Source organism: Thalassobacillus devorans (assembly GCF_011761345.1).
Classification (GTDB): Bacteria; Bacillota; Bacilli; order Bacillales; family Halobacillaceae; genus Thalassobacillus; species Thalassobacillus devorans.
The window spans coordinates 123,573-137,837 of the sequence record NZ_JAASRY010000004.1 but is presented as its reverse complement, the minus strand read 5'-3'; the positions used below and the strand labels follow the sequence as shown (position 1 = coordinate 137,837).

15 protein-coding genes and 1 other annotated feature are annotated in these 14,265 nt (G+C 41.0%); all 15 genes read left to right on the top strand.

What is annotated here, in order from left to right; genetic code table 11:
* Positions 1-56: 56 nt before the first annotated feature.
* The 15 genes from yqfC (at position 57) to rpoD (ending at position 14,262) form a co-directional block, all read left to right on the top strand.
* Positions 57-338 (top strand): sporulation protein YqfC, encoded by a 282-nt coding sequence (yqfC, locus tag FHS45_RS13845; protein WP_062446815.1) that lies wholly within the window; start codon positions 57-59, stop codon positions 336-338.
* A 28-nt stretch (positions 339-366) separates the two neighbouring features.
* Positions 367-1,551 (top strand): sporulation protein YqfD, encoded by a 1,185-nt coding sequence (yqfD, locus tag FHS45_RS13840; protein WP_062446814.1) that lies wholly within the window; start codon positions 367-369, stop codon positions 1,549-1,551.
* A gap of 2 nt (positions 1,552-1,553) precedes the next feature.
* Complete coding sequence (locus tag FHS45_RS13835) at positions 1,554-2,531, top strand: PhoH family protein (RefSeq protein ID WP_062446813.1); 978 nt, start codon at positions 1,554-1,556, stop codon at positions 2,529-2,531.
* A gap of 316 nt (positions 2,532-2,847) precedes the next feature.
* On the top strand, positions 2,848-3,315 hold the full coding sequence (ybeY, locus tag FHS45_RS13830) for an rRNA maturation RNase YbeY (protein ID WP_062448009.1): 468 nt from the start codon (positions 2,848-2,850) through the stop codon (positions 3,313-3,315).
* Positions 3,290-3,667 (top strand): diacylglycerol kinase family protein, encoded by a 378-nt coding sequence (locus FHS45_RS13825; RefSeq protein ID WP_062446812.1) that lies wholly within the window; start codon positions 3,290-3,292, stop codon positions 3,665-3,667. The genes ybeY and FHS45_RS13825 overlap by 26 nt, the downstream gene beginning before the upstream one ends.
* Positions 3,668-3,782: 115 nt before the next feature.
* Complete coding sequence (gene era, locus FHS45_RS13820) at positions 3,783-4,688, top strand: GTPase Era (RefSeq protein ID WP_062446811.1); 906 nt, start codon at positions 3,783-3,785, stop codon at positions 4,686-4,688.
* 102 nt (positions 4,689-4,790) lie between these two features.
* Positions 4,791-4,934, top strand: coding sequence for a YqzL family protein (locus FHS45_RS13815; protein WP_082412086.1), 144 nt, complete (start codon positions 4,791-4,793; stop codon positions 4,932-4,934).
* A gap of 20 nt (positions 4,935-4,954) precedes the next feature.
* The gene (gene recO / locus FHS45_RS13810) at positions 4,955-5,707 is read left to right on the top strand and encodes a DNA repair protein RecO (RefSeq protein WP_062446810.1); all 753 of its coding nucleotides are present in this window, start codon (positions 4,955-4,957) and stop codon (positions 5,705-5,707) included.
* 41 nt (positions 5,708-5,748) lie between these two features.
* Positions 5,749-5,924 (top strand) — a binding site (T-box leader).
* Positions 5,925-6,025: 101 nt separating this feature from the next.
* On the top strand, positions 6,026-6,916 hold the full coding sequence (glyQ, locus tag FHS45_RS13805; RefSeq protein ID WP_062446808.1) for a glycine--tRNA ligase subunit alpha: 891 nt from the start codon (positions 6,026-6,028) through the stop codon (positions 6,914-6,916).
* Positions 6,909-8,993, top strand: a complete 2,085-nt coding sequence (glyS, locus tag FHS45_RS13800; protein WP_062446805.1) for a glycine--tRNA ligase subunit beta — start codon at positions 6,909-6,911, stop codon at positions 8,991-8,993. Before glyQ ends, glyS begins: the two co-directional genes overlap by 8 nt.
* 82 nt (positions 8,994-9,075) lie before the next feature.
* Complete coding sequence (gene ccpN, locus FHS45_RS13795) at positions 9,076-9,705, top strand: transcriptional regulator CcpN (protein ID WP_062446802.1); 630 nt, start codon at positions 9,076-9,078, stop codon at positions 9,703-9,705.
* A 32-nt stretch (positions 9,706-9,737) separates the two neighbouring features.
* Complete coding sequence (locus FHS45_RS13790) at positions 9,738-10,541, top strand: pyruvate, water dikinase regulatory protein (RefSeq protein ID WP_062446800.1); 804 nt, start codon at positions 9,738-9,740, stop codon at positions 10,539-10,541.
* A 241-nt stretch (positions 10,542-10,782) separates the two neighbouring features.
* Positions 10,783-11,247, top strand: a complete 465-nt coding sequence (locus tag FHS45_RS13785) for a DUF188 domain-containing protein (protein WP_062448006.1) — start codon at positions 10,783-10,785, stop codon at positions 11,245-11,247.
* 36 nt (positions 11,248-11,283) lie between these two features.
* A complete protein-coding gene (dnaG, locus tag FHS45_RS13780; RefSeq protein ID WP_062446797.1) occupies positions 11,284-13,110 on the top strand; it encodes a DNA primase in 1,827 nt (608 codons plus the stop codon).
* A gap of 33 nt (positions 13,111-13,143) precedes the next feature.
* Positions 13,144-14,262 carry an RNA polymerase sigma factor RpoD gene (gene rpoD / locus FHS45_RS13775; protein ID WP_062446794.1) on the top strand — a complete coding sequence of 373 codons (1,119 nt, stop codon included), beginning with the start codon at positions 13,144-13,146 and terminating at the stop codon, positions 14,260-14,262.
* The last annotated feature ends 3 nt before the right edge of the window (positions 14,263-14,265 follow it).

The window sequence follows — 14,265 nt, the reverse complement described above, 5'->3', positions numbered from 1 at the left end:
TGTAGTGATACAATCCGTGCGTTTTTCGTATATATAGAGGAGGGGGAGGTCGTTACATGAAAAAATGGCAACAACAGATCCGAGGCTGGATGGCCAATTACTTGGAACTTCCTTCTGATGTCATGTTGGATTTGCCAAGGGTCACTACAATTGGGGATTTCCATGTTTATATAGAAAACCATCAGGGACTGCTCCACTTTTCAGAACATGAAATCAGACTGAAATCGAGGAAAGGACAAATCCGTCTGACTGGAGAAGGATTCGTTTTAAAAATGATGTTATCGGAAGAAATTTTAGTAGAAGGAAAGATGCATTCAATTTTATTTATGGATCAATAATTTGTTCCTTGAAAGGAGGCCTTTTCGGATGAAACCTTTACAAGGTAAGTTCATAAAGGGATACGTCACACTAATCATCCAGGGTACATATCCAGAGCAGTTTATCAATCTTTGTACCAGAGAAGGGGTGGTCATTTGGAATGCAAAGAGATTGTCGGAGCATCAGCTTCAGGCAAACATTTATCTGGATGACCTCGCAGAAGTGAAGAGGATCAGAAAAAGAACAAGGTATAAAATTCGTTTGAAACGCGGACAAGGAATCCCTTATTTATGGAGTAATTTTGTAGCTCAGAAGCCATTATGGTTCGCGTTACTGTTAACCATCATGCTTCTTGTTTTTGTTTCCAATTTAGTTTGGTCCGTTCATATCGAAGGACTGCCAAAAGAGCTTGAGAAAAAAGTGGAAAAGCAGTTAAAGGGTTATGGTGTACAGCCAGGAGCTGTTTCTTTCAGACTTGATGATAATGGCACTTTGCAGCAGAAACTTCTGGATGATATACCGGAGCTGCTTTGGATCGGTGTGGAGAAGAAGGGCACCGCATATATTTTTCATGGAGTTGAAAAAACATTAGTAGAAAAAGAGGGAGCAAGACACCCGGCAGATTTGGTTGCCGCGAAAAAAGGTATGATTCATTACATTTATATCTCACAAGGTAAGCCGATGGTAGAAGTTAACGACTATGTGGAAGAAGGAGATATGTTAGCATCTGCTCAATTGGATGAAAATGATGAAAGTCTTGTCCGGGCAGAAGGACAAGTTGTCGCTGAAACATGGTATCGCGTAGAAGTTACCGCAAGCCAACAAGAGAATATACAAACAGCTACAGGTGAGTTTGAAAAACAATATCATGTCAATATAGCGGGTTTTGAATTTCCTGTATGGGGCTGGGGTAAAATAGACTACAAGTTCAAGAAAAAAGAAGAAGACTATCACCAGCTGAGCATATTTTCTAAGCCCTTTCCTTTATACTGGAAAAAAACAACGTACTTTGAGCTGTCTCGCATGAAGTATGACAGAACCGAGGATGAAGCAGTGCAAATTGCAAAAGAGCAGGGAAAGAGAGATTTGCTCAAAAAACTTCCGGAAGGTTCAGAAATTACGGAAGAAAATATTTTGCACCGAAGTGAGGACAATGGTAAAGTAAAATTAATCCTTTTTATGAAAGTTCATGAAGATATTGCAAAGACAAAGAATGTGAATCAAGGAGATTGAATATGCAGGAAGACTTAAAAACGATTGATATACAACTAGATAACCCATCAGAAGCATTAGCGTTATTTGGAACAGAAGATCGAAACCTTAAGCAGATTGAAGAACAGCTTCAGGTTTCTATAATTTCCCGCGGGGAGCATGTAAGCGCCTCGGGCCGTGGAGATAAAACTAAGCTTGTGGAAGAAGTATTGCTTTCTTTGTTGGCACTGATAAGGAAAGGTTTGACGATTACAGAACGTGATGTTGTCTATGCTGTGGAGCTGGCCAAAAAAGGTAAAATCAACCAGTTCGAGGCCTTATTTGAAGATGAAATTACCCGAAATGCAAAAGGTAAATCGATTCGTGTTAAGACATTGGGGCAACGCGGTTACGTAGCAGCCATCCGTAATAATGATTTAGTATTTGGTATCGGTCCCGCTGGAACAGGTAAAACTTATTTAGCAGTCGTTATGGCAGTCAATGCCCTTAAGAATGGGCAGGTTAAGCGGATTATATTAACTCGTCCGGCTGTAGAAGCTGGGGAAAGCCTTGGCTTTTTGCCAGGTGATTTAAAAGAGAAAGTAGATCCCTATCTTCGTCCTCTCTATGACTCACTGCATGATGTATTAGGGACAGAACATACCGCTCGTCTTATTGAGAGGGGAACGATTGAAATTGCTCCTCTTGCCTATATGCGTGGACGCACGCTGGATGATGCGTTTGCTATTTTGGATGAAGCGCAAAATACAACTCCTGAACAGATGAAAATGTTTTTGACCAGACTTGGTTTTGGGTCAAAAATGGTTATCACAGGGGATATTACACAGGTTGACTTGCCTAAAGGGGTAAGGTCAGGCCTTCGTGAAGCAGAATTGCGTTTAAGAGGGATTAAGGGATCATCATTTATCCATCTTGATCAGACAGATGTTATCCGTCATCCATTAGTACAACGAATTATTGATGCTTATGAAAAAGAAAAAGAGAAGAAGGAAGACAAATAAGACCCGGATGCAAGGGTCTTATTTTATACTTTAAAAAAGATAAACTTTGTTAAAGGGCTAAAGTATAAAAACCCTAAGGTTTTCGCCATAAGTACTTGGCAACAAGCCAAGTTTTTCTAAGATGCAGGAATTTTCATGTTTTTATGGTAGGATAAATGCTGGAGCGTATAGTTATTTAATTCTACCGAACAACACATCACCAGAGGTTTAATGGTTTTGGAAAAGCGGAACATGTTAAAGAAAAACCAATAAGAATTAGTGGGGCGGACACAATATAAATTAAGTTGTAAATCGTTATTAAGGAGGCGGACTAATGATCCAAATTGATTTTCATGATGAGACAAATACCATAGACGAAGGACATATCGATATGATCCAGCGTTTGCTGCGCTTTGCTGGGGAAAAGGAAAAAGTCCAAAATGAAGCTGAAATCTCCGTGAATTTTGTCGATAACAAAGAAATTCAAATATTAAACCGTAACTATCGCCAAAAGGACGCACCGACCGATGTCATCTCCTTTGCCATGCAAGAAGAAGGAGAAGGTGAGGTACGGGTGATCGGAGAAGAAATTCCGGTAGTTCTCGGTGATATTGTGATATCTGTTGATAAAGCAAAGGAACAGGCACAAGAATATGGCCATTCCCTGGAACGTGAACTAGGCTTCTTAGCGTTGCATGGTTTTTTACATTTATTAGGGTATGACCATATGGAGGAATCTGATGAAAAGAAAATGTTCCAAAGACAAGAGGATATTTTAAATGAGTTCGGGTTGGAACGGGAATAAAAAAAGAGGTATAGGGTTTAAGTACGCTTGGAGAGGGATACTTACAGTTACAAAGACAGAACGAAATATGAAGTATCATCTGATTATCGCGACTATCGTCCTGGTTTGTTCCATGATTATGCAAATTTCACGTGTGGAATGGGCGATTGTTTTATTGGTCATCGGGCTGGTTTTGACTATGGAAATGATCAATACAAGTTTAGAAAAAGCAATGGACCATTTATCGCCGGATATTCATCCAACTGTTGGAATGGTAAAGGATATAGCAGCTGGAGCAGTATTGATAGCAGCATTATTATCGGTGATCATCGGATTAATGATTTTTATTCCGAAACTAGTGGCGTTTTTCTGAAAAGGCGCGCTTGAGCGAAAAAGATTGAAAGCTTTTGTCGAGTATATGTAAATACAATCCATCTATAGTAAAATAGTTATTACACTACACCTCATTCACAAACGGAGGATAATTTATGGAGAAATCATTCAAGTCAGGCTTTATTGCAATTATTGGCAGGCCGAATGTTGGAAAATCTACGTTCATGAACCGAGTCATCGGCCAGAAGATTGCCATAATGAGTGATAAACCACAAACAACAAGAAACAAAATACAGGGCGTATGGACAGAGGAAGATGCTCAAATCGTATTTATTGATACACCTGGCATTCATAAACCTAAGCACAAACTTGGGGATTTCATGGTAAAAGTCGCTGAACAATCGTTGAATGAAGTGGATGCTATCATGTTCATGATTAACGCAGAAGAAGGATATGGCCGGGGTGACCAATTCATCATCGATCGCCTGGATAAAGTAGATAAGCCTGTATTTCTAATTATTAATAAAATTGACAAGGTACACCCTGATAATCTATTGCCGTTGATCGATCAGTACCGGGAAATGTATGACTTCAAAGAAATCATCCCTATTTCGGCATTAGAAGGGAACAATGTCACTCATTTATTAGATGTATTAAAGCAGCAGCTGCCTGAAGGACCGCAATATTATCCTGAGGATCAGATTACCGATCATCCGGAAAGGTTTATTATTAGCGAGATGATTCGGGAAAAAGCACTCCATCTGACTAGAGAAGAAGTTCCTCATTCTATTGCGGTGGTGATTGATGGAATAGAGCATCGTGAACAATCAGAAACGGTTTATATCCAGGCTACGCTTATTATTGAACGCCCTTCTCAAAAAGGTATTATCATCGGGAAACAAGGCAAGATGCTGAAGGAAATAGGACAACGGGCCAGGGAAGATATTGAGGCATTATTAGGTACAAAAGTTTTCCTGGATTTGTGGGTGAAGGTACAGAAAGATTGGCGCAACCGTCAGCTTCAGTTGAATGAGTATGGCTACAAAGATGATGAATATTAGGTTCTGGTAAAATTTAATATTCATGCTTAAGCTTGTTGGGAGCATCCTAAGAATGTGACGTTATTTTTGAATGAATAACTAACTTGAAAGGCGGTGTTTCTTGTGGTCGACTTGCCATGGAAAGTTTTTAGTCAAACAGGAAACATAGAAACCTACTTACTCATGAAAGAGATGGAAAAACAAGCGTTAAACGAAGAAGAGCCTCAGGAAAGTGAAACGGTTTCTGGAACTGAATCCAATATGTAGAATTAGAAAAGGTGACAGCATTGTTTGAAAAAGTCGAGGGAATCGTCCTACGAACAAAAGAGTATGGGGAAACTCACAAAATCGTTACTCTTTTTTCCAGGGAAAAAGGTAAATTCGGTATCATGGCTAAAGGAGCAAAGAAGCCTAAAAGCAGGATGGCTTCTATTACCCAGCCGTTTATACACGGGCATTATTTGGTACAAACAGGACGAAATCTCGGTTCTCTCAGTCAGGGAGAAGTTATTTCCTCGCTGAGGGGAGTACGTGAAGATATTATCAAAACAGCTTATGCAGCTTATTTGGCAGAAATGACAGATAAAATGGTGGAAGATAAGCAGCCGGATCCATTTTTGTTCCAACAATTTCTTCAAACGTTGATTTGGATTACAGAGGATAAGGATCCGGAAATATTGACCATGATGTATGAACTTAAATTATACAAAAAAGCAGGGTTCGCTCCTCAGCTTGAAGTTTGTGTGAATTGCAGCAACGAAAATGGCCCCTTCTCCTTTTCTGTAAAAGAAGGGGGCTTTTTATGTTTCCGCTGTAAACATATAGACCCGGAAGCATACGGGCTCACTGAAAAAATGGCAAGTTTGCTCCGTTTATTTGCCCATGTAGATGTTGCACGAGTGGGTAATATCACTATAAAAGAAGAAAATAAGCGTAAAATACGGCGGCTGATGGATGCTTATTATGATTATTATGGTGGTTATTATATCAAGTCAAAGAAATTCCTGAAGCAGCTGGACCTTTTTAAACCAGAAGATTGACAAAGTAGTAAGCTATCAAGTATGATGCTATTACCAATTAAACTTGTGCGTAGAAGGAAAGTAGTACCTATCCCCCTGGACTTAAGCGAGCCTGTGATGGTGTGAGGCAGGTGTTGAAGAGATAGAGAAGGCATTCCTGAGCAGCTTTTCAAAGCGGCTTCCTTAGATAAAAAAGGAAGCAAATAGGGTGGAACCGCGGGAAAATCTCGTCCCTATGTCACAGTCAGTGACATAGGGACGAGATTTTTTAATGTCTCATAGACAAAGTGCTTGTATTTTGTTTTGGAAAGGACATTCATCTACTGGAGGGAAGAAAATATGAACATACAAGATATGATACTGACATTACAAAAACATTGGTCAAACCAAGGGTGCCTGTTAATGCAGGCTTATGATGTAGAAAAGGGAGCAGGGACGATGTCTCCTATGACGTTATTACGCAGTCTTGGTCCAGAGCCTTGGAACGTCGCCTATGTAGAACCTTCACGAAGACCTGCGGATGGCAGATATGGGGAAAACCCGAACCGGCTATACCAGCATCACCAATTCCAGGTGATCATGAAGCCTTCTCCTGACAATATCCAGGAATTATACTTAGATTCTCTTAAAGCTTTAGGAATAGATCCGTTGAAGCATGATATCAGGTTTGTGGAAGATAACTGGGAAAATCCGACGCTTGGTGCCGCTGGTTTAGGCTGGGAAGTATGGCTGGATGGAATGGAGATTACCCAGTTCACCTATTTCCAGCAAATAGGCGGACTTGAAGCGAAACCAGTCTCTGCAGAAATAACTTATGGGTTAGAGCGATTAGCTTCCTATATCCAGGATAAAGAAAATGTTTTTGAGCTTGAATGGACGAATGGTGTAACTGTCGGGGATATATTTTCGCAACCAGAATATGAACATTCCAAGTACACTTTTGAATCGTCTGACAGTGATATGCTATTTAACTTGTTCAGCGTATATGAAAAAGAAGCCGAACGTGCGATGGAGCTCGGCCTTGTATTCCCGGCTTATGATTATGTGCTTAAATGCTCCCATACGTTCAATTTATTAGATGCTAAAGGAGTAATTTCGGTAACAGAGCGTACCGGTTATATTGCTCGCGTCAGAAATCTGGCACGCAAAATTGCTAAAACGTATGTGGAAGAACGGGAACGGATAGGCTTTCCTATGTTGAAAGGTAAGGAGGATGCGTCTCATGAGTAATACAGTATTATTTGAGGTCGGATTAGAAGAGTTGCCAGCTCGCTTTATAGATGATGCACTGGTTCAATTAGAAGAAAAGACAAAGCAATGGCTGGACGATTTACGCCTTCCTTATGACACCATTGCTACGATGGCTACACCGCGACGTCTGACTGTTAAGGTTGAAGGCTTGGCAGATAAACAACCGGACATCGAAGAAGAAGCAAAAGGCCCAGCAAAAAAGATAGCAATAGATGAGGAGGGCAATTGGACAAAAGCAGCAATTGGTTTCTCTAAAGGACAAGGTAAAGGTGTGGACGATATTTATTTCAAAGAAATAAAAGGGACGGAATATGTCCATGTCAATAAATATACGGAAGGAGAGCCAACGAAGAATTTGCTTAGTCAATTTAGTGATCTTATCCTTTCCTTGAACTTTCCAAAGAATATGCGCTGGGGAAGCAGGCAACTGCGCTATGCCCGCCCAATCCGCTGGCTGGCAGCCCTCTATAATGATGAAGTGATTCCATTTTCCATTGAGGATGTCCAGACTGGCAAGAGCACATACGGCCACCGTTTTCTCGGTGAGAAGGTTGAAGTAGAGCATGCGGATGAATATGAAATGGTTTTGCAAGAACAGTATGTCATCGTCGATGTTGCTATGAGGAAAGAAATGATTGCCACGCAAATAGAAAAACTGGCACAAGAGAAAAACTGGAATATTCTTGTAGATGAAGATTTACTCAGTGAAGTAACGCACCTGGTAGAATATCCAACTGTTTTTTACGGTGAGTACAGCGAAGATTTTCTTATCGTACCAGAAGAAGCACTGATAACTTCTATGAAAGAGCATCAACGCTATTTTCCTGTTAGAGCTAAGACTGGAGAATTACTGCCATTCTTCGTTGCCGTAAGAAATGGTGATGAGAAACATTTGGATAATGTAGCACGGGGCAATGAAAAAGTATTGAAAGCAAGATTAGCTGATGCACGTTTTTTCTATGAGGAAGATCAAAAAGCTTCCATAGAAAAAAATCTCGACAAATTATCACGAATGGTTTTCCAGGAGGATTTAGGAACGATAGCAGATAAAGTCCAACGTACGATCAAGCTGGCTGATGCGCTCAGCGACCATTTGAAGTTGCAGCCCGCTATTAAAAAGCAAGTGCTGCGTACGGCGGAAATAAGCAAATTTGACCTTGTCACTCATATGGTGGGTGAATTTCCTGAGCTGCAAGGTATTATGGGGGAAAAGTATGCAAGGATATTTGGAGAGGACGAGGAAGTAGCCCAGGCTATCAATGAACATTATATGCCTCGTCATGCTAACGGGGAATTGCCAAAATCTATCCCAGGTACTGTCGTAAGTATCGCTGATAAACTGGATACGATAGTCGGGTGTTTTTCGATTGGTATCATTCCTTCAGGCTCTCAGGATCCATACGGTCTGCGCAGATCAGCAATCGGCATCCTGCAAATGTTAGATAAGCAAGCTTGGGATATTCAATTGGAAACCCTCGTGAACTCAGCAGTTAAACTTTATATCAGCCTTGGTCTGCCAAATCGGTCAGAGGAAGAAGTCGTACAGGACCTTAATGAGTTCTTCCACATCCGGGCAAGTTACCTTCTTAAGGAAGAAGGAGTAGAGCCTGATATCGTAGAGGCGGTACTTGCGAATGGAATTAAACACGTACCATTTACCAAGGAAAAGGCGAAGTTGTTGGCATCTAAGCGGAATGATGAAAGTTTTAAATCGACCCATGAAGCGTTAGGCCGAGTGTTAAACTTGGCTAAAAAAACAAATGTAATGGAAGTTGATACGGAGCTTTTTGAGAACGAAACCGAGCAAACGCTGTACAACACCTACCTGGAAGTTAAGCAGGAGTATGCTGCTTCGTTATCCCGGCATGATGCAGTACAAGCATTGAAAGCGTTAGGAATGCTTGCTGATCCGATTCATAATTTCTTTGATCATACGATGGTGATGGCTGAAGATGCGAAAATCAAGGAAAACCGTTTGGGACTGTTGAATTTGATAGCCACCGAAATATACGCGTTTGCTGATTTGAATGCTGTCCAATGGAAACAACAATACTAAGGCGCCTTCTTTTACCCGTTAGGAAAAATGAGCTATAATAGTTGAATAGTATGTCACAGTCAGTGATCGGGGTGATGAAAGAATGGAGCTTTCCAGCAGACAAGAACAAATTATTGAGATAGTAAAAGAGCACGGACCGATAACAGGTGAAAATATAGCGGATCAATTGGAATTGACCAGAGCAACTCTCAGGCCTGATTTAGCTATTTTGACGATGGCAGGTTTTTTAGATGCTCGTCCGAGAGTTGGTTATTTTTTTACAGGTAAAACAGGTTCGGAATTATTGACGGAAAAACTTAAAAAATTCAAGGTGCATGAATACCAATCGATACCGATTGTAGTGGAAGAGGATGTATCAGTTTATGACGCCATTTGCACCATGTTCCTTGAAGATGTTGGCACTTTATTTGTAGTCGATAATAAGTCCATGCTATTAGGAGTATTATCAAGAAAAGACTTATTAAGAGCGAGTATAGGAAACCAGGATCTTAATTCCATACCGGTTCATATTATTATGACGCGTATGCCGAACATTACCGTGTGCCGGAAGGATGATCTATTGCTTGATGCCGCCCAAAAATTGATTGACAAACAAATTGATGGTTTGCCGATCGTAAAAGATGTGGATGATGGGCTGGAAGTCATCGGTCGGATCACAAAAACAAATATGACCAAAGCATTAGTTGGACTAGGGCGAGACGAACATTTATAAGCTTTCCGCTCTGACAAATAGGAGGGATTGGGATGGAGAAACCATTGATATTTGTGATTTCTGATTCGGTAGGGGAAACAGCTGAGTTAGTTGTAAAAGCAGCATTGAGTCAATTCGATGACGGCCCTTATGAGATTCAGCGAATACCTTATGTAGAAGACGAGGGAACACTTAACGAAACAGTATTGCAGGCTAAAGAGAAACAAGCATTGATTGGTTTTACACTGGTCCGCCCGGAGTTAAGGGATCACTTGTTGAGTAAAGCGCAAGAATATAATTTAGAGTGTATTGATATCATGGGCCCGATGATGGAAAGCATGGAACGCTTCTTCGAAGCAAAACCAAGGATGGAGCCTGGTCTTGTCCATAAACTGGATGAAGACTATTTCAAAAGGGTGGAAGCTATTGAATTTGCCGTACGTTACGACGACGGAAGAGACCCTCGAGGAATCTCACGTGCTGATATTGTTCTCATCGGTGTCTCCCGGACATCTAAAACCCCTTTATCACAATACCTGGCACATAAGCGTCTGAAAGTGGCAAACGTACCGATTGTTCCGGAGGTAGAACCGCCGGAAGAATTGTTTCATGTTGATAGGGACAAATGCATAGGACTGAAAATCAGCCCGGAAAAACTGAATGATATCCGCAAAGAACGTCTCAAAGCACTTGGCCTCGGAGATCAGGCGAGCTATGCCAATATGGAAAGAATCAAACAAGAATTGAATCACTTCAATGAAGTGGTAGAGCGTATAGGTTGTGATGTCATTGATGTCTCGCACAAAGCGGTCGAAGAAACAGCCAATGTTATTTTAAGCAAGCTGAAACGGAGATAAATTATTTTCATCTCAATAAAAGAAGAATCGCGCCAATAGGATAGTGGCGCGATTTTTTCCTTGAAGAGGAAAAAAGCTTAAAAATGAAAAAAACTATAGCAATTGCTAAAAATATGTATTATAATATGTTTTTGTGTAAAAATGTATGGTAGCTAAACTATCGTTGTCACCAAAACAATTCTGAAAAGTAAAACATTGATAAAATAGGAGGATTTTACGAACACTTGTAGAATCTATGATAATGTTGCAAAATAAACCCGCTGTATATGTCGATGCCGATAGCTGTCCTGTCAAAGGGGAGATTGATCAGGTCTGTTACGATCACTCTATCATCCCACAATATGTAGCTACTATTAATCACTATAGCCCACATTCGGAATACAGTGATTGGAAAATCATTGATGACACCGATCAGGCTGTAGACCTTTTTATCCTTAATCGGGTAAAGCAGGGAGATATTGTTATAACGCAAGATTTATCATTCGCCGTACTGCTAACATCAAGAGGTGTTTATGCACTAACCCCACGAGGTAAACTCATTGAAGAGGCGGATGCGGATGAAATAATGTTACGGAAACATTTAAGACAAAAGAACCAAAAGAGGGGAAGTCGTCTGAAAGGGCCACCGCCTCTACTTGATCAGGACCGTCAGACATTCCAGAAAGTACTGGATGATTTTTTGTCAAAACATGAAGGTATTCATTGATGAGTATCGAATAATTTCTAAAATACGGTGATAGTTATGGCTGGACATATTCCAGAAGAAACGATAGATGAAATTCGCAAATCCAATGATATCGTCGATGTTGTAGGTGAATATGTACAATTGAAGAAACAGGGAAGGAATTACTTTGGATTATGTCCTTTCCATGGGGAAAACACTCCCTCTTTTTCTGTTTCTCCAGATAAACAAATTTTCCATTGTTTTGGTTGTGGAAAAGGCGGCAATGCTATCACCTTCCTGATGGAGCTTGAGGGGTATGAATTCCTTCAAGCTGTTAAACATCTTGCTGATAAGGTGGGATATCAACTTCCTGAGGAGTTGTCGCATAATCAGGAGAATTCTGGACCTGAAAATGAAGAAGCTCAAAAGGTATTAGAAGCTCATCAATGGTTGAGCAAACTTTACCATCATTTATTAAAGCATACAAAAGAGGGTAAAGAAGGGCTGGACTATTTATTGGAGAGAGGTTTTACAGAGGAAATGATCGATCGTTTTCAGTTAGGCTATGCTCCTAACTCAAAGGATTTCGTCGTTCGCTTTCTCGAAAAGAAAGGCTATCATCCGCAATTGATGGTGAAAGCCGGTTTGCTTAGTTCCAATGATTCTGGCGAGTACAGTGATCGATTCAGGGGGCGCGTCATTTTTCCTATTCGTAATCATTTAGGGAAAACAGTCGCTTTTGGTGGCCGGGCTATCCACGATCAGGAACCAAAATATTTGAACAGCCCTGAAACGGAGCTATTTCGAAAAGGGAAACTTCTTTATAATTTTGACTTAGCCCGTAGTGCTATTCGTAAGCAAGGGTCGATTATTTTATTCGAAGGATATATCGACGTTATTGCAGCTTATCAAGCTGGTGTTTATAACGGAGTAGGAACATTGGGAACATCGATTACCGAACACCAGGCGAACCTTATTCGAAGGTATGTTGAAGAAGCTGTCATTTGTTATGATGGTGATGCTCCTGGTATCGAGGCCTCTATGAAGGCTGCCCGGTTACTGAAAGGTTCCGGATGTACTGTTAAACTTGCCCGTCTGCCGGACGGAATGGATCCGGATGATTATATAAAGTCCCACGGAGCCGATAAGTTCCGAAGAGAAGTTCTCGAAGCAAGCGATACCTATTTGGCATTTATCATGCGTCATCTTAAGAAACAATATAACCTTAATTTAGAAGGGGATCGCATTGCATATGTAGAAAGAGTAGTAAAGGAGATTGCTGGTCTTGATCACGCAATTGAACGAGAACATTACCTGAAGGAGCTCGCTAACGAATTTGAGTTATCGCTCGATACCTTGAAAGAAGAGGTCTCAGCCCACCGTAGTCAGAATGGGTGGGGGAATAGAGGGACCAAAAGAAAAAGTGGTAATCCCAATGTTACTTCTGCACATGCAGGTGGAAACAAATTATTGCCTGCTTTCCATAATGCAGAAAGAGCATTGATTGCATATATGTTGAAAAACCCCCAAGTCGCTGATAAAGTTCAAGCAGAGTTAGGAGGAGGCTTCAATATTAGTGAACATCAGGTCATTGTCACTTATCTTTATGCATATTTTGAAGAAGGCAATGAACCGGATGTCAGCCATTTTGTTGAAATGTTACCTGATGCTGATTTGAAAAATCTAGTAGTCAAGCTTGCGATGATGCCTGTTAACCAAGATATTTCCGATAGGGAAATAAATGATTATATCCGTTTAATACGCTCGGAACAGAGCGATAAAACTGATATAAGAACATTAGAGGAAGAACAAAAACAGGCAGAGCAGCAGAATGATCCGATCAAGGCAGCAGAGATTGCCATGAAAATAATACAGTTGAAAAGACAGCTGAGAAGTACGCACTAAAAGATATGGGATTTGTTGGAAGGAGGGGGACTTATGGCAGATAAGCCATTACGTTCTAAAGAAGCTGAAAATGAACTTACGCTTGACCAGGCAAAAGAACAGTTGCTGGAAATTGGTAAAAAGCGTGGAGTTTTAGCATACGAAGAAGTTGCAGAACGTTTATCCAGTTTTGAACTGGAGTCTGAGCAGATGGATGAATTTTACGAGTACCTCAATGAGCAGGGTGTCGAGGTGATCGGTAATTCAGAAGAAGATCCAAATATGCAGCAATTGGACAAGGAAGAAGAGTTTGACTTAAATGATTTGAGTGTACCTCCCGGTGTCAAAATCAATGACCCTGTACGAATGTATTTGAAAGAAATTGGTCGAGTCAACCTTTTGGCCGCGAAAGATGAGATTGATTTAGCGCAGCGTATTGAAGAAGGCGACGAAGAAGCCAAACGGGAACTGGCGGAAGCGAACCTGCGTCTGGTGGTAAGTATTGCCAAGCGTTATGTCGGCAGAGGCATGCTCTTCCTCGATCTGATTCAAGAGGGGAATATGGGGCTGATTAAAGCTGTTGAAAAGTTTGATTACCGTAAAGGTTATAAATTCAGTACCTATGCTACCTGGTGGATCCGTCAGGCAATTACCCGCGCAATTGCTGACCAGGCACGTACCATTCGTATTCCTGTGCATATGGTAGAAACAATCAATAAACTGATTCGCGTCCAACGTCAATTATTGCAAGACTTTGGCCGGGAGCCGACTCCTGAAGAAATTGGGGAAGAAATGGAGCTTTCCCCTGACAAAGTAAGAGAAATCTTGAAAATAGCTCAAGAGCCTGTTTCCTTAGAAACTCCTATCGGAGAAGAAGACGATTCCCATCTTGGCGATTTCATTGAAGATCAGGAAGCAACCTCACCTTCCGATCATGCCGCATATGAACTTTTGAAAGAACAACTGGAAGATGTTCTTGACACACTTACGGACCGCGAAGAAAATGTCCTTCGACTTCGATTTGGGCTGGATGACGGCCGCACACGTACACTGGAAGAGGTCGGAAAAGTATTTGGCGTCACCCGCGAACGTATCCGTCAAATCGAGGCCAAAGCATTGAGAAAACTCCGTCACCCTAGTCGAAGTAAACGGTTGAAAGATTTCTTAGAATAGAAT